The 20,996-nt window shown below is 38.4% G+C and carries 22 protein-coding genes; 11 read left to right on the top strand and 11 right to left on the bottom strand.

The features are described from left to right. Positions 1-223: 223 nt before the first annotated feature. From OP489_RS09800 to arsA, 5 genes are all read left to right on the top strand, one after another. A complete protein-coding gene (locus OP489_RS09800; RefSeq protein WP_266161804.1) occupies positions 224-958 on the top strand; it encodes a gamma-glutamyl-gamma-aminobutyrate hydrolase family protein in 735 nt (244 codons plus the stop codon). Between the two features lie 181 nt (positions 959-1,139). Beyond that, positions 1,140-1,451, top strand: coding sequence for an ArsR/SmtB family transcription factor (locus OP489_RS09795; protein ID WP_266161803.1), 312 nt, complete (start codon positions 1,140-1,142; stop codon positions 1,449-1,451). Between the two features lie 122 nt (positions 1,452-1,573). Beyond that, the gene (gene arsB, locus OP489_RS09790; RefSeq protein WP_323135408.1) at positions 1,574-2,623 is read left to right on the top strand and encodes an ACR3 family arsenite efflux transporter; all 1,050 of its coding nucleotides are present in this window, start codon (positions 1,574-1,576) and stop codon (positions 2,621-2,623) included. Positions 2,624-2,649: 26 nt separating this feature from the next. Beyond that, the gene (gene arsD, locus OP489_RS09785; protein WP_266161801.1) at positions 2,650-3,027 is read left to right on the top strand and encodes an arsenite efflux transporter metallochaperone ArsD; all 378 of its coding nucleotides are present in this window, start codon (positions 2,650-2,652) and stop codon (positions 3,025-3,027) included. Position 3,028: 1 nt separating this feature from the next. Beyond that, entirely contained in the window at positions 3,029-4,765 is a 1,737-nt protein-coding gene (arsA, locus tag OP489_RS09780; RefSeq protein WP_266161800.1) for an arsenical pump-driving ATPase, read from the top strand. Positions 4,766-5,061: 296 nt separating this feature from the next. Here the strand turns inward: arsA and OP489_RS09775 are convergent, their stop codons facing one another. Then, a complete protein-coding gene (locus tag OP489_RS09775; RefSeq protein WP_266161799.1) occupies positions 5,062-5,397 on the bottom strand; it encodes a branched-chain amino acid transporter permease in 336 nt (111 codons plus the stop codon). Further along, entirely contained in the window at positions 5,388-6,089 is a 702-nt protein-coding gene (locus tag OP489_RS09770; RefSeq protein ID WP_416232449.1) for an AzlC family ABC transporter permease, read from the bottom strand. The genes OP489_RS09775 and OP489_RS09770 overlap by 10 nt, the downstream gene beginning before the upstream one ends. A 120-nt stretch (positions 6,090-6,209) precedes the next feature. Here OP489_RS09770 and OP489_RS09765 point away from each other — a divergent pair, with 120 nt between their 5' ends. Continuing rightward, complete coding sequence (locus tag OP489_RS09765; RefSeq protein WP_266161797.1) at positions 6,210-6,764, top strand: helix-turn-helix domain-containing protein; 555 nt, start codon at positions 6,210-6,212, stop codon at positions 6,762-6,764. A gap of 152 nt (positions 6,765-6,916) precedes the next feature. Here the strand turns inward: OP489_RS09765 and OP489_RS09760 are convergent, their stop codons facing one another. Beyond that, positions 6,917-7,177, bottom strand: coding sequence for a hypothetical protein (locus OP489_RS09760; RefSeq protein ID WP_266161796.1), 261 nt, complete (start codon positions 7,175-7,177; stop codon positions 6,917-6,919). 29 nt (positions 7,178-7,206) lie between these two features. Continuing rightward, positions 7,207-7,902, bottom strand: a complete 696-nt coding sequence (locus tag OP489_RS09755) for a flavodoxin family protein (RefSeq protein ID WP_266161795.1) — start codon at positions 7,900-7,902, stop codon at positions 7,207-7,209. A 238-nt stretch (positions 7,903-8,140) separates the two neighbouring features. Between OP489_RS09755 and OP489_RS09750 the strand changes: the two genes are divergently transcribed. Beyond that, positions 8,141-8,665: a DUF6143 family protein gene (locus tag OP489_RS09750; protein ID WP_266161794.1), complete on the top strand. Its 525-nt coding sequence runs from the start codon at positions 8,141-8,143 to the stop codon at positions 8,663-8,665. Positions 8,666-8,969: 304 nt separating this feature from the next. On the opposite strand, the gene OP489_RS09745 is transcribed toward OP489_RS09750, so the two are convergent. Continuing rightward, the gene (locus OP489_RS09745) at positions 8,970-9,593 is read right to left on the bottom strand and encodes a TetR/AcrR family transcriptional regulator (RefSeq protein WP_266161793.1); all 624 of its coding nucleotides are present in this window, start codon (positions 9,591-9,593) and stop codon (positions 8,970-8,972) included. Between the two features lie 256 nt (positions 9,594-9,849). Between OP489_RS09745 and OP489_RS09740 the strand changes: the two genes are divergently transcribed. Beyond that, the gene (locus tag OP489_RS09740) at positions 9,850-11,598 is read left to right on the top strand and encodes a hypothetical protein (protein ID WP_266161792.1); all 1,749 of its coding nucleotides are present in this window, start codon (positions 9,850-9,852) and stop codon (positions 11,596-11,598) included. Positions 11,599-11,735: 137 nt separating this feature from the next. Here the strand turns inward: OP489_RS09740 and OP489_RS09735 are convergent, their stop codons facing one another. From OP489_RS09735 to OP489_RS09715, 5 genes are all read right to left on the bottom strand, one after another. Further along, positions 11,736-12,533, bottom strand: coding sequence for an alpha/beta fold hydrolase (locus OP489_RS09735; RefSeq protein ID WP_266161791.1), 798 nt, complete (start codon positions 12,531-12,533; stop codon positions 11,736-11,738). Positions 12,534-12,655: 122 nt separating this feature from the next. After that, entirely contained in the window at positions 12,656-13,000 is a 345-nt protein-coding gene (locus tag OP489_RS09730; RefSeq protein WP_266161790.1) for a DsrE family protein, read from the bottom strand. Positions 13,001-13,070: 70 nt separating this feature from the next. Beyond that, positions 13,071-13,505 (bottom strand): DUF3788 family protein, encoded by a 435-nt coding sequence (locus tag OP489_RS09725; RefSeq protein WP_266161789.1) that lies wholly within the window; start codon positions 13,503-13,505, stop codon positions 13,071-13,073. A gap of 92 nt (positions 13,506-13,597) precedes the next feature. Further along, a complete protein-coding gene (locus OP489_RS09720; RefSeq protein ID WP_266161787.1) occupies positions 13,598-14,230 on the bottom strand; it encodes a methyltransferase family protein in 633 nt (210 codons plus the stop codon). 182 nt (positions 14,231-14,412) lie between these two features. Further along, positions 14,413-15,576 (bottom strand): iron-containing alcohol dehydrogenase, encoded by a 1,164-nt coding sequence (locus OP489_RS09715; RefSeq protein ID WP_266161786.1) that lies wholly within the window; start codon positions 15,574-15,576, stop codon positions 14,413-14,415. Positions 15,577-16,762: 1,186 nt separating this feature from the next. Here OP489_RS09715 and OP489_RS09710 point away from each other — a divergent pair. From OP489_RS09710 to OP489_RS09700, 3 genes are all read left to right on the top strand, one after another. Further along, positions 16,763-17,173, top strand: a complete 411-nt coding sequence (locus OP489_RS09710; RefSeq protein WP_266161785.1) for an ATP-binding cassette domain-containing protein — start codon at positions 16,763-16,765, stop codon at positions 17,171-17,173. Between the two features lie 70 nt (positions 17,174-17,243). Continuing rightward, positions 17,244-18,110: a MerR family transcriptional regulator gene (locus tag OP489_RS09705; RefSeq protein ID WP_266161784.1), complete on the top strand. Its 867-nt coding sequence runs from the start codon at positions 17,244-17,246 to the stop codon at positions 18,108-18,110. 526 nt (positions 18,111-18,636) lie between these two features. Further along, positions 18,637-19,215: a TetR/AcrR family transcriptional regulator gene (locus OP489_RS09700; RefSeq protein WP_266161783.1), complete on the top strand. Its 579-nt coding sequence runs from the start codon at positions 18,637-18,639 to the stop codon at positions 19,213-19,215. A gap of 896 nt (positions 19,216-20,111) precedes the next feature. Here the strand turns inward: OP489_RS09700 and OP489_RS09695 are convergent. Further along, the gene (locus tag OP489_RS09695; RefSeq protein ID WP_266161782.1) at positions 20,112-20,984 is read right to left on the bottom strand and encodes an MSCRAMM family protein; all 873 of its coding nucleotides are present in this window, start codon (positions 20,982-20,984) and stop codon (positions 20,112-20,114) included. Positions 20,985-20,996 lie beyond the last annotated feature (12 nt).

Genomic DNA, 20,996 nt, shown 5'->3' with positions numbered 1-20,996 from the left:
TAGAACAGCGGAGAAGAACACATAAAAAGGCGCTACAGGAAAATACCCGCAACGCCATCGTTATTAGTTGTTATTAGCTCTAAATTGTAAACTAGAGAAGAATAGATGTCAATGATTTTTTGCAAAAAACTAAAATTGAGCCATGCCATAAAATATGATTTTTTAATCAATTTAAGTTCTATGCATTGAAAAACAAAAAATATGTCAAAAAGAGGTAATCATTATGAACTCATATCCTTCAATTTGTGTTTCAACAGACGGTATTTATAGAAAAAACAGTCCGATGCGTTGGATTGCCAGCCCTAAAAGTTACCCCGATGCAATTGCTGAAGCAGGAGGACTTCCTTTGCTTTGCAATGAAAACTGCCCGGAGGAGATGGCGAATTTTTGTGATGCACTGATGTTAACTGGAGGCTCTGATTTATCTCCGAGTCTCTATGGTGAAGATATTCTGAATGAAACGGTAAAAGTCAACGCATTGCGCGATTCTTTTGAAGTAAAGCTAGCTACGGCATTTTTAAAAAGGAAAAAACCAATTTTGACTATTTGTCGGGGCTTTCAGCTGATCAATGTATTACTTGGCGGCGATTTGTACCAGGATTTAGTTGCTCAAAAGGGGCTTTATCATATGGATCCACAATTAAGACACCCTGTCCATGCCTGCGAGGGGCCGGTACTTTCACAACTGTTCGGGACAGAATTTAACGTGAACAGTACCCATCATCAGGCAATCAGAAAACTTGGCCGCGGATTAAAAGCAACAGCTTTTTCCCCCGAAGGACTTATCGAGGCATATGAGCATGAATCCGGACTTATTATAGGGACCCAATTTCATCCGGAACGTTTGACCGGTCCATATTGGGATGATCGTACACCCAATATGAGTGTATACTTTGCCTATTTTATTGAGCTTGTTCGTAACGAGAGTAAAAAACCTCTAAAACAAGCTGCAAAGTGAATACTTTTACTCAATCAGGATCAATCTTGCTGTAACCTTTTTAGGGATGTAATCCGTTAGACAAGAGTGTTACAAATTCACTATATCATTATCATTTAAAAAAATTTCAAAAAATGTATTGATTTTTTTCTCATTGGTGCATATACTAATATATAGAAAATATTCTATGTGAGGCCATAAAATGGAACAAAAATATATTGAAAGTACAAAAGTTTTAAAAGCCCTTGCAGACCCGAAGCGACTGCGTATTGTTGATATGCTTTCCTGTGGGGAACTTTGTGCCTGTAGGATTTTAGAGGAATTTCATATTACTCAGCCAACACTTTCTCATGATATGAAAGTGTTAATAGAGGCTGGTGTTGTAAACGCACGGCCAGAGGGGAAATGGATGAACTATTCACTTAACAATGATAACTTGCAAGCATTTTATAAACAGTTAGGGAATATATTTTCTTCAACGTCTGACTGTATATGCCATCAAAAAGAGCGGTGACGCATAAATAATATGTTGTCAGCGTTGCCAATTGTCGGTGCCATGTTCCATGACGGAATAGACACCGACAAAAAAATAGTTGAAATATAGAAAATTTTCTATATGATAGGAGCGTGGTCATTTTGAAAACTGCAGAAAAATCAGGGATTGGTTTTTTTCAGAAGTATTTGTCGCTGTGGGTAATCTTTTGTATGGCAGTGGGAATTTTTATCGGAAAATTTTTTCCCATAATTCCGACGTTTCTCAACAGATTTGAATATGCCAAGGTATCGATTCCGATGGCAGTCCTTATTTGGCTGATGATTTATCCTATGATGATGAAAGTCGATTTTCAGAGCATTAAAGATATCGGTAAAAATCCAAAAGGTTTATTTGTCACATGGATTGCAAATTGGCTCATTAAGCCTTTTACAATGTATGCGATTGCTTCCTTCTTTTTCTTTGTGGTCTTTAAAGCGTTTATTGCGCCGGAACTTGCAACGGAATATCTGGCGGGGGCTGTATTGCTAGGTGCGGCTCCCTGTACAGCGATGGTATTTGTTTGGAGTACGCTCACGAAAGGGAACCCAGCTTATACAGTGGTGCAGGTAGCAACCAATGACCTGATTATTTTAGTAGCATTTGTTCCAATTGTGAAATTTCTGCTGGGCGTTTCCGATGTTGAGGTGCCTTGGGATACATTGTTTTTATCAGTGGTGCTGTTTGTAGTGATTCCTCTGGTTGGCGGGGTATTAACCCGGACACTGGTACTCAGGAAAAAGGGCTTGGACTATTTTAATAATACATTTGTTAAAAAATTCGATGGAGTAACAACAATCGGGCTGTTACTAACGCTGGTATTGGTATTCGCATTTCAAGGAGAAACGATTATTCGTAATCCGCTGCATATTGTATTAATTGCTGTGCCGCTGGTTATTCAGACATTTTTTATCTTTTTCATTGCTTATTTTGCAGCTTGGCTTTTGAAGCTGCCGTATTCTATTTCTGCGCCGGCCGGAATGATTGGTGCATCAAATTTCTTTGAATTATCTGTCGCTGTGGCAATCTCTCTTTTTGGAACGAGTTCTGCCGCTGCGCTTGCCACTACTGTAGGCGTTTTAACAGAAGTACCAGTCATGCTTTTACTAGTCAAGATAGCAAATAAAACACAACATTGGTTTCCAAGAAATTAAAACAAATAAATAAGGAGTGTATTTTTATGAAAACAATGCAAATTTTTGAACCTGCCATGTGCTGTTCTACCGGACTTTGCGGTGTCGGGGTTGACCCGGAACTGCTCCGTATTTCTACAGTGATTGAAACGTTGAAAAAGCATGGCATAACGATTGGACGCTTTAACCTCAACAATGCTCCGAAGGAGTTTGTAAACAATAAGGTTGTTAATGACTTTATCAACGCTAAAGGGCCGGACGGTTTACCGATTGCTGTATTGGACGGAAAAATTATTCTGACTGGAAGATACCCTACCAATGCAGAATTTACAAAGTGGTTGAATCTGCCTTCTGATCTGCTGGGGAAATCTTCGGGAAATCCAAAAAGAAATGGTGGTTGCTGCTGTAAGGGAGGCTGTTGCTGAAATGAATATTTTTGATCCTCAAACTATCAAACTTACAAAGTACCTTTTTTATACGGGTAAGGGTGGGGTAGGAAAAACCAGCGTGGCCTGCGCTACAGCTGTATCACTGGCAGATAGTGGGAAAAAGGTACTGCTAATTAGTACCGATCCTGCTTCAAATTTGCAAGACGTTTTTTCCATGGAATTGACAAACAAAGGAACTCCGATCCCTGATGTACCGAACTTGGTTGTAGCAAATCTGGATCCTACACAAGCTGCTGCCGAATATCGGGAAAGCGTCATCGCTCCTTACCGCGGTAAGCTTCCGGCTGCGGTTTTGACTAATATGGAAGAACAGCTTTCTGGCTCATGTACCGTAGAGATTGCAGCATTCAACGAATTTTCAAATTTTATTACAGATGGAAAAATTCAGCAGGAATACGACCATATTATTTTTGACACTGCCCCTACTGGCCACACTTTACGTATGCTTCAACTCCCGTCTGCATGGAGTAATTTTATTAGTGAAAGCACACATGGTGCATCCTGCTTAGGTCAGCTTTCCGGATTGGAAAGCAAAAAAGCAGTTTATAAGCAGGCAGTGGAAACATTGGCCGATGGAAATCTGACTACATTAATTCTTGTAACGCGTCCGGAAACAGCTCCGTTTAAAGAAGCTGAACGGGCCGCTGGTGAGCTTTCTACACTTGGAATTCGTAATCAAATGTTAGTTGTCAACGGCGTATTGACAGAGTACAGTGACACGCTTTCTTCCAGCTTGTATGAAAAGCAGCAAGCGGCGTTTAATGCGATGCCGGAAAGTTTGAAGACGTTACCGCTTAGCATGGTGCCGCTGAGGGCTTATAATGTGACTGGGCTTGAAAATGTTCGTGCTTTGTTGAATGCCGACCATGTGACCAAATGTACGGAAAAACTGAATGCTTCTCATGTTTTTACGTTGGATAATATCATAGATGAGCTGGCGGCAGAGGGCAAGCGCGTTATCTTCACAATGGGCAAAGGTGGTGTAGGAAAAACTACAGTTGCCGCTGCAGTGGCACTGGGTCTTGCAAAGCGCGGAAAAAAAGTCCATTTGACCACGACTGATCCAGCGGCACACTTAAAACTTGTGCTGGACGAAACAAGTGGCATTTCTATGAGCCATATTGATGAAAGCAAAGAACTGAAAAAATACCAGTCTGAAGTGCTGAATAAAGCCCGCGAGTCGGGGATGAGTGATGAAGATATGGCTTATATACAGGAAGATTTGCGTTCTCCTTGCACACAAGAAATAGCTGTGTTCCGTGCTTTTGCAGAGATCGTGGAAAAAGCTGACGATCAGGTCGTTGTGATTGACACTGCGCCCACCGGACACACTTTATTGTTGCTGGAATCCACACAAAGCTATAACCACGAAATTAAGCGGACCAAAGGAGAAATTCCGGAGTCAGTGAGACGACTTCTTCCAAGGCTTAAATCTAATGAAACCGAAGTTTTGATTGTAACTTTGCCGGAAGCGACCCCTGTATATGAGTCGCTTCGCTTAGAGGAAGATTTAAAACGAGCGAATATTTTTGCTAAATGGTGGATTATCAATCAGTCTTTATATGGTACGAACACAACGAACCCTATGCTGGCAGCAAAGGCGGCAAATGAAATTGAATGGATTAACCGTGTCGATAAACATGCAGGTGGCAAGTTTGCACTAATTAAATGGAGCGCCGAGGAAATCAAAGGCGATCGTTTAACAACACTCTGAAAGACGTATTAACAATAAAATCCCCCAGCTGTCCTAAAAAATAAGGATAACTGGGGGATTGTTTTATGTATCTATATTGCTTCGTAGTTAGGTATTTATTAACGTTATTAAAATGAACAATAAAACGTAAATTATATTTATGGTGAACAATCTTCACATTTTTAAAACGGTTTCCGTCCTTACAAATCAATATTTGTGTTAGACTTCTTTCTCTTGTCCAGAGTTTTACATGGAGTCATACTTACCAACGCAAAATTCGAGCACGTTTACTTGGTACTTTGTGTGAAAAGTTTGACTTAATGAAATACCACTTGTACAAAGAACATATATAGAGCGGTTCCGACTCCGATACTTAACAGTGCATTGCTTTTCCATTTTTGCAGAGCTATAATAGCCAGAATTGAAATCAGTTCCGGAATCCCGTGCGCTGAATCTTGTACTGAAACATTTCTTAAACAATAGATGACCAGGAGACCCATCATAGCAGGCGGAAGAATTTTTCCTAAATATGTAATCACTTTGGGCGGCTCTTTCATTTCGGGGAATAGCAGAAATGGGGTAAACCTTGTCACAATCGCTCCCAAGGCAGTCGCTATAATCATCAAAAACGTCTGTGTTGATGTTAACAACATATCTTTTTCCTCCCTGCCAGCAGGATAGCCAGAATAATCAGCATAGATGGTATTACAAGATTATTAGCCCCAAATAGACTTAAACCAATGATTGTTCCTGCAAGGCCAATGAAACCGGAAATTCGGTTTTCCTTCTTTTTCATTTGTTCCAGAAAAAGAACAACGAATAAGGCGGTTAAAACGAAATCAAGACCGTTTGTATTAAAGGTGATAAAGTTTCCCACAATTCCGCCCAAGGCAGTTCCAAGTACCCAATAACTGTAATTTAGAAGTGAAATGGACAGGTAGAAATATTTTCGATTCACTCCGTCGGGCAATGTTATACTGGAAGAAATTGAAAAAGTTTCATCGCAAAGAGTATAGATCAGAAAACATTTTGCTTTTCCCAGACCTTTATATTTGTCCAACATCGAAATCCCATAAAATAATTGTCTTGCATTGACCATCAGACTAAGCATAAATGCCTGAAAGGGGTTAAAGGCGACTGTTAGAAGGGTAATTGCAACAAATTGCATACTTCCGCAATAGGCGATTGCACTCATTAGGACTGCCCATAATGTTCCGTAACCTTTTGTTTGCATCAGAACACCGTAGGCTATGCCTAACATCAAAAAACCTGTTAAGACGGGAACTGTATGTGGAAAGGCCGATATAAACGCCTTTTGAAAAGATTTTCTTTTGCTTTTTTCCATCTTTTTGTTGAACTCCCTGCTTCAATATTGTACTATAACATTGAACAATCGTAAAATATATTTTGTAATTTATATTTTACGTTCGTTTAATATACTTGTCAATGCTTTTAGGAGTACAAAATGGAAGTCAATCAAATAATTGCCCAAAATTTGAAAAAACTGCGATTGGAACGAAATTTCAGTTTGGGACAGCTTGCCGAACTCTCCCAAGTGAGTAAGGTGATGCTGTCCCAAATTGAAAAAGGGGATACTAATCCAACAATAAATACCATCTGGAAAATTGCAAATGGTCTGAAAGTTCCATATACTGCGCTTCTCCAGCAACGGGAAGATGACACTATTATTGTGAAAAAATCAGAGATTGCTATGCAAACGGGAGATGATAAACATTATAGGATATTCTGTTATTATCCCAATAACCCTCAGCGAAATTTCGAGCTTTTTCAAATTGAACTTGATGCAGGTTACAGCTATACATCAATAGGACACTCGGAAAAAAGCCAAGAATATATTATGGTTTTGGAAGGAAATTTACAACTTACCGTGAATAATAAAACTTATGATCTTCATCCAGATGACACAATATGTTTTACTGCATCAGCGAAACATATCTATACCTCTGGTGGAGCTGAAGAACTAAAAGCCGTAATTATAAATTTTTATCCTGTTACGTAACAGATTATTTTCTTACGGGATTATATCAATCATACAAATAAGAAAAACGGCATTACTTCCTTAAAGAAAGTAATGCCGTTTTTTGCGTGATGGAGGTGATTGGAGTTATAAATCATCCATTTATAACTATCATTTGCTACTTAAAAAATATTTTAAACCGTTCTATCTATTACCGTTACCTTTGTAATAATGTCGCGAAGCTTTACGCCATCAATTAAAAAATCCAAAATCTCATCAGAAGTTTCGGCATCAAAGGCTTCAGCATAATGATCCCCTTGGCAAATGCTGATTTTTCCATTAGGATGTGTAATGCTGTAAAATTTATTTTTCCACATGAATTCAAGTTCTCCGTGAGCTTTCATACACCATTTAAACTCACTGATTGTTTGAAAATTTAGATTTTCTTGCTGCAAGTTATATAATTCCTCACTCATATTGGTACTTACTTTGCTTTTATCCATCCGTGATCTATATAATGCTGATTGTCAAGGCTTGGCGTATTTTCACTTTTGAGTGCCATTTTGTGGATCTGTTTGCAGACGAAAAATTTAGCCCGTTCTCGTAACTTCATACGCTGTGGCTTCAGGTCCCTAATCTTTTCATACATCTTGGCTGTTTTTCTTTCCAGCATTTTGACGTGTTCATCCGAAATTTTGTCCCATATAACATCGCCCATCATACCGGCTCCGCAAGTGTAAACGTTGGAGACGCCCATCCATGAAAGACTCGTCTTGACATCCTTTTGCGCTGAGCCATTGGGAGCGCCAACGCTGTTTGTGAGAATTACCGCCGTCTTGGAAAACATTTGAGTGTCGGGTCTGTGAACCATCCAATGGACACAGAGATGATCCAGCAGTGATTTAATCGATGCTGGAGCTCTAAGTGCATATACAGGATAGGCAAACACCAATAGATCGGATTTCAGCATAGCTTCCCAGATTGGCATCGTTTTCGCTGTGTGCGGGCATAGTTGCTCTCCCCGAAGAAAACAAGTCTTACATCCGACGCAGAAGGGCGGTATGTCTTCAGGATAGAACTCTGTAATCTCATTTCCGTCCCTTAGATGGTCAAGAAACATTTCCTTCATGTGATATGTAACACCTTTTTGCGGCGTACCATTTATGACTGTGATTTTCATGGCTGTTTTCAATCCTCTCAATCTTATGATTCACTTCTATCTTTATTCTGCCTACATAATGGTATGTAAAATTAAGTAGATAAATTAGGAAGTTTGTACCAGAAGTTAGTTCTCTGAGTTTGCTAATAACTTCCCATAAAGCTGTATGGATGAAAAGTCTTCGATTCAGGTGAACCAGTTTTCGAAATAGTTAATATTATGTGGTATGGCTAACTATGTAACAAAAAGGAGAAAATTCATGTTTAACTTTTCATCTTGTAAGCCAGCATGTGCGATGTCATTATACAAATCCATTCAGGGCAAGTATTTTGTCGGTGGTAGCCGTGAAGAATTCGGCGACGGTAAGTATGCTTGGGCAGGACTTTTTAACCCAAAGAATTCCGGGGTTTTACTTTTTGTCAATGTCTTTACTGTTACCAATGTCAGTGAGATTCCTTTTTCCATTCAGGTTTGGTTAAATGCGATAACTGCTGGAACGGCAAAGCTAACAAATATGCAAAGTCCGTCTAATACGGCATTATGTCCGCCGCCAAAACCCAAAGTTGGTTTTCTGTATGCGGAAAACGTTGATACGGAGCCTTTAGCCGGAATGCCTATATACGGACGCCGTTGTCCTGCTGAAACAACGATTGTGGCTGAGGAAGACGGAAAGTTTATCTGTCCTCCAGGCGGTAATTTTTTAGTAAACTGTATCCCGCCAGAAACGAACAGCGAAAAAATTCTTGGAAGTGTTGCATTTGGTTGGTGGGAAGAACCCTGTTAATGGGTAAGTTTTATATTTTGCTAAAATTCGTTGATTGTCCGTATTTTAAGTTTATACCGGCCTAAAGAAACTCGACAAAAAAGCAGTTTAAGAATTAAAAAATAAATAGGCTCCGTACCAAAAATGAGAGAACAAAGAGCTGCCGCTTTCTACTGTGGCAGCCTGCTTGACGCAAGTCGGACAAGTGCATGTTATGCTTCTATGAGTCCTTTTAGACATAAACTGATGTCTAAAACTTGATTAGCCAGCGCTGCATTGTTGGCTTAGAATGGAACATAAAAAAGATGTCTTGAAACCAAAAGTGCTACCTTTTTTTAATTCCGCACAGAAGTATTTGAAAATGTTGGAGCAAATGACTTTTTAAATTGAAATCAGGATACCGGATGCACCATTCATAAGTGGCTCCCCGCATGGCCATGATCAGATGATCGGCAACGATTTCTGCGGGTATGTTCGTTCTGAATTCTCCCTTCTGCATTCCTCGTCCAATTAGAGCGCTAAACGTTCGGTAAATCTGTCGATCATGGTTGAGCAGCATATCGGTATCGACCGTTTTTTCCAACTGAATGCGATAGGCAATCTTGATTCGGTCATACCCGACATTTTCCGTAATATTGTCGGCAATTTGCGTAACAATTTTAAGTAAAATATCCGAGACCGCAGTATCATCGGAAGAAGATTTTAAGATTGTTTCATAACTCATGTCTGCTTGATTGACATATTCTGAAATATAGGAGGTCAGCAACGCGTCTTTAGAAGAAAAATGAACATAAAATGCCCCTTTTGACATGCCTGCCTTTTCCATGATGTCATCTACGGTCACATCCTCAAAGCCATATTTGCGAAAAAGCTCGTCGGCGCATTTGAATATTTTCTGTTTAGATTCAGCTGCCTGAATTTTTCGGGCGGTCATCTTTTCTTTTCGCATGAAATCCCTTCTTGCTTTTTATTTTGAATTAGAATATACTATCTGTAGTCACTAAACAAAGTCACTGAATTTGGTTTTAAAAATAATCTTAAATTATTATATACTGAATTTCAAAAATTGAAAATACATTATTTAGTGTCCAGCAATTGGATGTTATTATAGTTTAAATCATGGATTGTGTTATCCATGAGCAAAAAGTGCGATAAAGAAACCAGTAGGGAAGCTATTTAATAACAATTGGCAGGGATGATAAACCATGAAATACAAAATAAAAAAAATCGTAATTCTGACATTTGTAATTTGCTTTTTGGTGGCTATTCCGGTACTGTTTCCTGTTACGGCCAAGGCCGCAGAGTATGTTCAATCGGGTATGCCAGCTATTTCGATCATGAAAAGTGATCATACAACATGCACAAGTGTCGAATTTGGAGGCAGGGAGTGGTATGTGATTGCCTACAATGGCGATGGCGTGGTATCAGAAAAGGAAACGATGACGCTGCTGACAAAAGAGACGCAGGGAACCACAGTCTTTGACGATGGACGAAATTTGTATTATAACGATGGAACACCAAGAGGCTCTAATCTCGCTTATAACGGAAGCAATCTACAGTCCAGGCTGATTAAACTTTTGAACAGTTTTGACAGTCGTGAAAAAGAGTTTATAAAAAGCCGCACGTTAGATGATATACATCCCAAAGCGGTAAATCAGTATTTATGGCCGCTAAGCGAAATGGAATATATAAACATTCATGGGGTCATCCCTGTAGATACTACGGGATGTGCCGGCTGGTGGCTTCGTTCGGAAGTTGGCTGGGGCGTTGATATTATCGACTATATAAATACAATAAATTTAGATAAATACAGTAACGTCAATTACATTCGGCCCGCATGCATTTTAGATTTATCTTCTGTTTTTCTTATTTCTTCTGATGTGGGAGGAAAATCAAACACAACGGGAGCGAAACTTTCAGAGCCAGTTCCTGCTGCCGGCACATTAAAATTTACATTTTTGAATTCTACGCAGCAGCTGTCGCTTAAAACAAACAGCGTAAGTGGTTGGGGCGGAGACACCGTTTCTATTGGATATTCGGGCGCAACGACCGGAGCAAACCAATATGTCAGTGCAATGATTATGGACGAAAGCGGCAAACTGATTTATTATGGGCGGCTAAAATCGGTGCCGAATGCAGTCGACTCCGAAGGTACCGTTCAAGTTACGCTTCCTCTCGATTTTGATAGCAGCAGAGACAAACTCAAGCTTTTTTCCGAGCAGGTCAACGGTGATCATCTGTCTGATTTTGCAAGTCCTCCGATAACAGTAAATGTCGATTCACATTATAAAATTTTTGCTACTGCGGGAAGCGGAGGCAGTATATCGCCCTCCGGCTCAACTGCTGTTAATCCCGGCGAAAACCAGACTTATATCCTGACCCCGGACCAAGGCTGTGCTGTTGACGAAGTTTTCGTAGACGACGTATTGATTGATGACAGTGCTTTGACGAGTGGTGATGGAAACAGCAAATCATATACTTTTTCAGAAGTCGGAAAAAGCCATTCAATTATTGTAACATTTGCAAAACAGAGCGATCTGCCCGGAGCCACAAGGACAAATAGTTCATCTCCTGACAGCACATCGTCAGGCGGTGTTTTGACGAATGGTGACGGAAACAGCAAATTATATACTTCTTCAGAGGTCCCAAAAGACCGTTCGATCATGACAACATTTGCAGAACAAAGTGATCTGCCCGAAGCTACAAGAACAAATGATTCATCTTCTGAGGTTGCATCGCCGTATGGCACATCCTCTAAAAACAGCTCGTCCTTTGATGATACATCCGTTTCCAGAAGTATGCTATCCTCTCAGACGCTGTCTTCTGCGGCATCCAATTCTAAAACGGGTGGTAGCGGTACGCAGATATTTCTCACATGGATTGCCGTAATTTCATCAGCGGCGGTATTGCTTTTCCTGATTTTCCGGAAGAGACATTTGCACATCAATCGCTAAATTATTTTAGTCTAATTTAGACAAGCGGACACCCATTTTTTATGGGTGTCCGCTTGTTGTATGAATAGTGTTATTGTCTTTATTAAGGTTTGAAAAATTGAAATTAATAAATAAACTACGAAGTTCGAACAGAGTTTTTATAATGAGTTAATGAAGGTTTCGATTTCCGCATTGACTTGGTTGCAGTTATCACCATTTGAAAAATGTTTGGCATTTTTGATAATATGCATCGGATACCCGGTTTTGGCTGCCCACGCCTGACAGTATTGCTTTACTTTTCCGGTATGATCGTTTTCACCCAGCAATATCAACACAGGAAAGGAAAAATTCACATCTCTGTTTTCAGTAGGAAATTTTCCATAAGCAATATCCATCTGTTCAATGATCTGTTCTTTTGTAGATGATTTTAGTATTTCCATCATCTTTTCATACGAATATTTTGTTTTTGAGACTGATTTGGCCATACTTTTGCGCAGTACATTACCGGGAAACAATTTTGCTATTGGTTTAACTCGTTTTAACCACCACAAATCGGTTTTTGAGTAGTACGCAAGTCCAAAAGGGGTTGTATCCAGTGCAACAAACCCTGCTACCATGTCTGGAAACAAAGTAGCAAACATCTGACATGGATATCCGCCCAAAGACATTCCAACCAGAATCGCGGTGTCAATTTTCTCTTTATCCAGTATGGCTTTTAACTCTATCGCAGTTTGCCGATATGTAAAATCTTGATATGGCCGTGACAATCCATGTAAAGGAATATCCCATGTAATTATCGTATATTTGCGTTCAAAATAATCAATCTGCTTTTCAAACATGGTATGGTCGGCAGTTACACCATGTGTAAAGACAATACATCTTGCAGCACTGTCTTTATTCCTCTGAATCCAGTAGTGTACATCTCCATTCTCAGAATGAATGCTTTTATGTTCCAAATCATAGTCACCTTTCTGTATGAATTATTGAATAATCAAATCTTTTTTTCGCTACTGAGTTTAAATATAATCCGAAGCTCAATCTTTATCCCATGTTTTCCCGACTTTGTCATAATAACTTATTAAATTGTAATCAATTTTTCTTCATTCTTAAGAATATTCGTCAATCCCTCGCCCCAATAGAGGACATCTATGCCAAGATCAACAAGTTTATCATATACCCCTAATTGTTCTGCACATGCCTTACATGCTGAAAAATGTACACCTACATTTTGGGCAATTTTGATTTTGTTCTGAATAAACTCATTTTCTGCAACTAACTTAGCAGTAGCACCCCAGATAATGACGGTTACTGCGTCCCACCAATGTTCCAATATACTGTTTGTCGCATACATCATTACCATTTTGTCAGAGGTCAGAATATCTGCGTTTGTCCAGAGAATATTAAGTCGATTTGCATTTTCCAAAATACCCACTACCTTATAAAATTAATGATCAGCCGTTTCTTTTTTGCTATGTGTATTGAAATTTTGATAATTACTTGGCTGCTTTCTTCTTTGCCGCAATCAAGGAAAAAATATCGCTTAGTTCATCGGGACTAATAACTCTGTAATGAATCCAGCCACCCTGTTTACCGCAATGATAGCGATTTTTCCATAACTCATTTGCCTTTGCTGATAAATCAGGCAGTATCTTGTTTACAGCCGCGACGCAGGAATCACCAAGTTGCAATGTTATTGTAAATGCTCCCGATTCAAAAAAAGCATAACATAAATGGCTCGATTTGTGACTATATTTGTAGCCCCAACCATAGCTATTGCCAAAAGGAAATTTTATTTCTTTTTTTAAATCATAATGGGCATTAAGATATTTTTCAAGTTCCAGTAAATTATGATAGCTTTCTGTTCCAAGATACTTTTTGATAAAATCTTCAGAAGGGGAAACATTTTTATCTAATAATCGTTCATACATATATTTTCACCACCTAAAATATTTCAAACGATTTGTTGACTGTATATTGTTAGCCAAAGTGTTCAAAATGTCATCCAAATTGCTTCCTTTGCTCAAAATAGGAAGCCAACAGCACTAAGTAACATAATTAAAGAAAGAGCTACAACTTCAAACCTTGTTAAAAGCATACGCCCAACATTCTGAACATAAGTTTTATATTCTTCACCAAAAGTGGGAAGGAGCAGTCTCTTTTCTTCGACAGCCGCATTCACATATTGAAAGGCAAAAATAATGCATGCAATGATTATTCCGCCTAAAGAGCGCAGAGAAAGCATAAAACCAGCTTGCAGTATTATGAAAGTCCCATACATCGGATGACGAACTTTTGCATAATATCCGGTTACCAGTAGTCTTTCTGGGGTATTACTTTTTTCGTTTCTTACGCTATGATTCTCCATCGTTATTTTTGAAAGCTTCATGGTGCCATAACAGATAAGAATCAGTCCGTATGTAAAATAGATCAAATCAATTTTTGAAAATAATACTCCGCCCAAAGAAAACCAGGGCATAAAGTTGTTCCATGGACGAAAATCTGGTAAAGAGATGAAAATATATTTGATAAAATAATAAAGTACAATATATCCTGCAACATCGCAAACTAAACTTATGACTTTGTGAAGTACGCTGGATGATTGCAATTTATTATAGTATTTATCAAAATGAAGCTTTTCTTCATATTTTAGCATAACTTTCTCCTTGTAAAACAGTTCTTTATTGCGTTAATAATACTCTTAACTTCCATAAAATGAAACACTTTGTACGAAACTTTATCGCGATTTGTACCATTTAACATAACAACAATTGAATGTTATTAACAATAAAAAAATCTCCAGCCGTCCTTTAGAATGGCTGGAGATTTTTTTGATTCTTATAAAGCCATGGTGTATATTTTTTTAACGTCTTTTTTGGAAAGCGGCACAAATCCATATGCAAGTCCACCATTGGCAGCCTTTTCAGACATGATGTCAAAGTGAGTCTGATCAATGCCAAGTTCTTTGAGGTGGCTAGGCATTCCAATCATGTTAAAGAACTCTCTGGTTTTCGCGATAGCTTCCTTTGCGATAGCCATTGGTTCTTTGGATGAATCAATCCCCCACACATTTACACCATATTCCGCAAACTTGCCGACAGTTTTCTCACTGAGAATATATTCCATCCAATACGGAGTCAAAAGGGCAAGCCCTGCACCATGAGTTATATCATAGAATGCGCTCAGTTCATGCTCCATAGGATGTACAGTCCATGCTGTGCCTTCTCCATAACTGATCAGACCGTTAATTGCCAAACTGGACGCCCACATGAGATTTGCGCGAGCTTCATAGTCATCAGGATGTTCGACTGCAATCGGTGCATATTTTATGACAGTCTTAAGAATACCTTCTGCGATGCGTGCTTGGAGAAAAGCTCCTTTTGTGTTATTAAAATAGTTTTCGAAAGTATGACTCATGATATCGGAAGATCCTGCAGCAGTTTGATATTTGGAAACGCTGAACGTGTACTGCGGGTCCATAATTGAAAATACCGGCTTCGTTAATTCATTTCCGGTACCCCATTTTTCGTTTTTATCCATATCCGAGATAACTGCAAAACCGTCCATTTCGGAACCAGTGGCCGCTAGAGTAAGTATGGCGGCAATAGGAAGCACTTTTTTGATTTTATTGCTGTCTAGGACGAGATCCCATGGGTCCCCATCATAGCAGGCGCCTGCCGAAACAACTTTGGCACAGTCTATTGTACTGCCGCCGCCAGCCGCAAGAATGCCTTCAATGCCTTCCTGTTTGCAGATTGCAACTCCTTTTTTTACGGTCTGGATCCGTGGATTAGGTTCAACACCGGCAAGTTCAAATACCGTGATTCCTGCTTGTTTCAGCTGTTCCATGATCTGATTATACAGGCCTATTTTTTTGATACTTCCACCGCCATAGACGAGAAGTACTTTCTTTGCAATAGAGGACATCCTCTGTCCAAGCTTGTTGATTTGGCCTTTTCCAAAATACACGTCGGTTGGAATATGGTAATCAAAATTGTTCATTGCATCTGGCCTCCATATTATTTAAAATGTTGTTATTTGACAATAAAGTATTACAGTCACGGGACTCTTTACTTGTATTTATGCCATTATACAAGGTGAGAATACCTTGAGACTGTACATAGAAAGTGATTCTGATTTTTTGGCTTACTTACAAGAAGTTTCCGTATCGCTGTGCTCCTTTCTCCATGGTTTATCTTTATCTTTTGGACGATTTTTTCCTTTTGTAGGCTCAAGTTTAATAACAGGACCATGAGTGTCTTTTAAATTTGATATTAATTTTCTTTCCTAAAATAAGCGTTTTAACATTTATAGTTTAAATATAGTTCCATAGAAAAATGATGTCAATACTTAAGTAAGAAAGTGAAACTGCAGAGCCTTTCCTCTACGGTTGTACTTTTTTTATTTTCCAGTTCACATTTAGATGACACAAAAAGAGCCACGAAACATTTTAATTTCGTGGACTAGATGGTGCGGGTAATTCGAGCTATAAATGAATCGTATATTCATGACTAATTATCTTGTAATTCTGAGTCCTTGCCTTAGATTCTATGTTCCATTATCCTATCAATAGCAATTGGCCTTCTTATGAGTATCATCGGCGAAGGTGTGGTGAAATTTACGTTGTAATTTTTGGCCCCTGTTGCATCAGACTACAACACCGATCAGATTGATTTCCGGATTGATAACAGAAACAACGGAACTAAGCACGAGTACTATGCTTTTATCCTTATAATTTAAAAGTAACTAAAATAAATTTATTTACTATTTCACGTTCTGATTTTAAAAGATTAAATCATTTAACAAAGAAAATCCGTGTAGCAGGTTTAAATCTTGCCACATGGATTTTTTATGGTGCAAGGTCTTTCTTAGTCATTTATTTAAAAAAGTCAGGAATGCCGAAGACTTGTGGGCTAAAGTTGAATAACTTCGCCATGTTTTAAAGGCGTTCCATGAAATTTGAAAAAGGGGTTGACACTCACGTTGCGTGATAGTGTATTCTAATAAGGAGAAAATCCATGAAAAGGACTGATTATGACGGGAAGATGGAAAAGCATATTAAAGCTTAAGCTGTTTTTTAAAAAATACCGATTTATTTTGTTGATTGGAATTTTGGGAATTACAGTTAGCTCTTTAATTTCAACTCCGATTCCATACCTCACAGAAAATTTACTTGACAAAGTTTTGATTGGCAACAAAAGCTATTGTGATCTCTATCTATTTTTTGTTTCGTGGGACTGTTCTTAGTAATATTTTGTATGGCCATGAGAATAAGACTCGGCAGGATGTGCAAAGCCTAATTGACAGCCTTGGTTTACGTGAATACATTGATCGAATGGCAAAGGGACTTGATACCGAAATCAGTCAAAACACCTCCGGTGTATCAGGAGGTCAGTCACAGATTATTGCTTTTATCCGTGCGTTGTTGGATGATAAAGATATCATCATTCTGGATGAACCCATTGCGAATGTAGATATTGAAACTTGTAATCTGATCATTCAAATTTTAAAGGATAAAAAATATGATGGTGTATCAATCGTGATTCCCCACCAAACGAATAAAATGAATTTTTTAAATAAAGTTATTAAGATTAAATAACAATAGAATACATTATATCTGTGCCAAAATCTTTAGAAAATAAGAAAAATTATATATTTAGGAGGAGAGCATGAAGACTGTAAAGCAAGTATCGCAACTGACTGGAATTAGTGTAAGGACTTTGCAATATTACGATGAAATCGGATTGTTTAAGCCGACTAAAGTAACCGTATCAGGCTACAGATTATACGATGCTGCTGCTTTAGAAATCTTGCAGCAAATATTGCTTTTTAGAGAACTCCACTTTCCATTAAAAGACATCAAAGCAATCATGCAAGACCCACAATATGATAAAAATGATGCCTTTATTCGGCAGCAAAAGCTGCTCGAAGCAAAACGTGACAGATTAAATGACCTTTTGGCTTTGCTGAATAAGCTCATAAAAGGAGAAAAAAGTATAAGCTTCAAAGAATTCGACATGAGTGAGTACTTTGGCTTGCTAAAAGGATTCAGAAACAATCATGAGAAGGATATTGTAAAAATATGGGGCAGCGTGGACAAGTTTGATCAGACAGTAGACAAGATCAAGGAAAATGAAGAAAGAGCGGCAAAAGCTGCTATTCAATTTTACGGAAGCATCGATAATTATACGGCAGCTATGAAAAAGTATCTGAATGAGTTACCGAAAAAAGCTCAAAATTTGAATCATTTAATAAGCGGAGATTATATAGCAAAGACGGCGGAGTTAATGAAAAAACTCACATTAGATTTGAGAAAAGATGTGTCTTCAAATGAAATTCAATGTATTGTGGGGGAATGGGTAGATTTAGTGAAAGAAGAGACAAATGGATTGAAGAATAACGATTGGCATTTATTAACGGAAGGCTTTTTATTGGACAATGCACTCATCGAAGCAAACGATAAGATGTATGGGAAGGGAGCTTCAAATTTTATTGGAAAAGCATTAAAGGTATATTGGAATGATTTGAAGCTTTGATTAAAGGCATGATAATTACAGCCGAACATTATAGTAACGACGGGGTCGTGGTTTGCAGGTCTTGGCTTTTTTGTTACAATAATATGCTGATGTAAAAAACAGCTTTGCGTGTTGAAATCATGGCAAAAGGTGTGTTCATTCCAGTTGGCCTTTCGCCGAAATTGGAGCCTCAGAAAACTGTTTTCGGAGCGATAGCATCAACCGCTATTGGTTTACCAGAGAACATTTTATATCACGTTTACCCTTGATTCCGCAATCGATGTTTTCCAGATCCTTGTAATTGCCCGCGGCGAGACCTTTGCTATAAGTGGGGAGGGGGTACGGAGTCGAGGATAACCCTGGTGCAAATGAGTAGGGCACATAAGAAAGCAATAAAGCTAAGAAAATAGAATAACAGCTAATAGATGATTAATGCTATTTTAGATAGGAACAGATCTATGGCATATAGTAAAATTTTCTTGACAATTCTATTTGAACTGTATATAATTAAACATGTATTAAACACGTTTAACTTTGGAGAAATGAAATGAAAGATGAAAATCAAAAGGCTGCTTTACTAAAAGCAACAATAGGACTACTGGAAGAAGCTGAACAACCAGAAAAAGTTACATCACGTCAGATAGCTAGCCGGGCAGGAGTAAACCTTGCCATGATCAACTATTATTATGGTTCAAAAGAGGCTCTTACTTCTCAAGCTGTATCTAGAATTTTGGATGTTTCAGCTGGTATCTTTCAGACCTCTGGAAATCCATCGGAATCCCCGAAAGAGCGGTTGAGGCATATCTTCATAGAAATTTGTCATATTGTTGTTAAATACCAGCGCTACACAAAGTTATATGTCCCACATCTGCTTTTGGAAGATGAAATCACTTTGCCACAGCTTATACTTCCGGAAATTAGAGATCACTTTGGTACAAGAAGAAGCGAGACAGAATGCCGAATGATTGCTTATGAGATGATCTCGTTTTTACAACTGGTTTTTTATCGAACGGATGCATTTATGCGATATACCGGAATTGACTTGACAAAAGAAGGTACGGCTATCGAGCTTATTGACTGGGAACTGGAACTCTTTTTGCCGGACAGCGGAAAGGATAATGGATAGTTCCATTGTACATATGTTTCGGTTGAACAGAAAGGAACGAATATGAAAAATATATCTTTGCTGATTTTCGAGATCATAATTACAGGGATAATTACGATATTTGGACTGTCTCGATATAAACTTTTCGGGTTACAAGGTCCAAGATCGGCTGTCATTATTTTGGGCATTGTTGGAATGTTGATGTGCACTATGAGTGTTGGAAAATTCATATCTGTCGCTCCAGCCAGCCCATTGAGCATACTTGGATATATATTTGGAACTGTTGCGATGCTTACATTTTTAACGCAAGTATTCAAATGGAAACTGCCAATCATTGAGGAACCGACAACAGCCTTAATCATTTTAGCAGTTGCAATTGTAATAAAATCAATCGTGGCGAGGTTTAGCTATCTTCTAACAAAATAGCATGATAAGCATATAGTGAATTTTATAGGTCAACAAATTAATTTGTATCATTTTTACCTGTAGTGCAGGGAAATATATTTATCGATGTTACCAATGAAATTTACATCAGCAAAGATAACGCATAAACTTTTCATCATCAAGAGCTTACAGGCTGAATGCATGGCACTTTTAGCAAAGAAAAAAGCAGCTTATGCTGACTATTGTAAATCCAGAGATGAAAGGCTTTTGATCATCAATTTGAGCTAGAAATGAAGCACCTACATCATATTTAGGGAATAAATCAAAAAGCGAGAAAAAGGAAACAGAGTCGTCAAGTTTGGCGACTCTGCAATGGTATGAGTGTTCTTATGGCATTATTCAAAAAATCGAGTAGTATCAAGGAATTATGGGCAGTGAAAAGTTAAAAAATGGGCTCTATTAAAGAACATTCCATGATTACGGGATAGCCAAAAATAATGTTTGTTTGTGCATGGACTTTCCTACTAATACTGTTAATTAATGTTCACTGAATTTATTTTTTCTAACCCTTCATGTTTGCTTTTGATCAAATACTCACCGGGAGTGATGTCTGCAAACAGATAGATACCGTCACTATTTGCTTCTTTAAGCTGTATCAGGGTATGATTGCCTTCAACTATGCGGTAAAGAGCTACAATAGCGTGTGAAACTGGTTGCTCTTTGTAAAGTATTTGTCCGCTGATTGTGCCGTTTCTGCATGCAATAATCTCGTATAGAAATAAATTCATAATGATAATATCTTTAGGCTTTACATCAAAGGATGCTTTTTTATCAAAGGAATATCCATCCTTAATTGCTGAGATCCAGTATTTTCCTGGTTTTAATCCGTATACGAGATATTCACCATCGGTATTCGATGTTGTGATTGCTGCGATTTTTCCGGAGTTATTATATCTTTGTATAATGACTTTTGCATCAGATAGTTTATTTCCCGTATTATCTCTGATTGTGCCATAGATTGTTCCTAAATTCAAAAGGCAATCCGGCTTGAGTTCAATGATTATAGAGAGGTCTTCGCCAATTTTTAAAGAAATTCGATACTCTGTAGATGTTTTATAATGATCAGCAGTGGCAATTACATAATAATCCCCTGCCGGCAGCACTTTTAAAAATGAAAAGTTTCCCTGAGAATCTGTTATGGTGTGATGAATTGGGTGATTGTTTCTGTCGAGGACTTTAACGGTTGCCCTTGCTATGGGTAAACAATGTCCAATTACTTGCCCTGTCAGCTTGGTGTCAGGTACAGCAGGAACTTTTTTCAGAGACAAATCTACAGAGACTTCTTGCCTGGGTTCGACTGTGAAAGCTTTAGATCTCTCAAGCTGTAAGACATCAATAATGGTCATAATCGTACCTGC

Source organism: Caproicibacterium sp. BJN0003, assembly GCF_026314295.1.
Taxonomy (GTDB): Bacteria; Bacillota; Clostridia; order Oscillospirales; family Acutalibacteraceae; genus Caproicibacterium.
The sequence above is the reverse complement of the archived record's forward strand: the minus strand, read 5'-3'. Positions and strand labels throughout refer to the sequence as shown.

Bases quoted from the DNA above. Each gene is read 5' to 3' on its own strand.
- OP489_RS09795 (WP_266161803.1), top strand. From the start codon at position 1,140: ATGGAACAAAAATATATTGAAAGTACAAAAGTTTTAAAAGCCCTTGCA.
- OP489_RS09720 (WP_266161787.1), bottom strand. From the start codon at position 14,230: ATGCTAAAATATGAAGAAAAGCTTCATTTTGATAAATACTATAATAAA.
- OP489_RS09750 (WP_266161794.1), top strand. From the start codon at position 8,141: ATGTTTAACTTTTCATCTTGTAAGCCAGCATGTGCGATGTCATTATAC.
- OP489_RS09725 (WP_266161789.1), bottom strand. From the start codon at position 13,505: ATGTATGAACGATTATTAGATAAAAATGTTTCCCCTTCTGAAGATTTT.
- OP489_RS09765 (WP_266161797.1), top strand. From the start codon at position 6,210: ATGGAAGTCAATCAAATAATTGCCCAAAATTTGAAAAAACTGCGATTG.
- OP489_RS09695 (WP_266161782.1), bottom strand. From the start codon at position 20,984: ATGACCATTATTGATGTCTTACAGCTTGAGAGATCTAAAGCTTTCACA.
- OP489_RS09800 (WP_266161804.1), top strand. From the start codon at position 224: ATGAACTCATATCCTTCAATTTGTGTTTCAACAGACGGTATTTATAGA.
- OP489_RS09700 (WP_266161783.1), top strand. From the start codon at position 18,637: ATGAAAGATGAAAATCAAAAGGCTGCTTTACTAAAAGCAACAATAGGA.
- arsA (WP_266161800.1), top strand. From the start codon at position 3,029: ATGAATATTTTTGATCCTCAAACTATCAAACTTACAAAGTACCTTTTT.
- OP489_RS09775 (WP_266161799.1), bottom strand. From the start codon at position 5,397: ATGTTGTTAACATCAACACAGACGTTTTTGATGATTATAGCGACTGCC.
- OP489_RS09705 (WP_266161784.1), top strand. From the start codon at position 17,244: ATGAAGACTGTAAAGCAAGTATCGCAACTGACTGGAATTAGTGTAAGG.
- OP489_RS09755 (WP_266161795.1), bottom strand. From the start codon at position 7,902: ATGAAAATCACAGTCATAAATGGTACGCCGCAAAAAGGTGTTACATAT.
- OP489_RS09740 (WP_266161792.1), top strand. From the start codon at position 9,850: ATGAAATACAAAATAAAAAAAATCGTAATTCTGACATTTGTAATTTGC.
- OP489_RS09745 (WP_266161793.1), bottom strand. From the start codon at position 9,593: ATGCGAAAAGAAAAGATGACCGCCCGAAAAATTCAGGCAGCTGAATCT.
- arsD (WP_266161801.1), top strand. From the start codon at position 2,650: ATGAAAACAATGCAAATTTTTGAACCTGCCATGTGCTGTTCTACCGGA.
- OP489_RS09715 (WP_266161786.1), bottom strand. From the start codon at position 15,576: ATGAACAATTTTGATTACCATATTCCAACCGACGTGTATTTTGGAAAA.
- OP489_RS09770 (WP_416232449.1), bottom strand. From the start codon at position 6,089: ATGGAAAAAAGCAAAAGAAAATCTTTTCAAAAGGCGTTTATATCGGCC.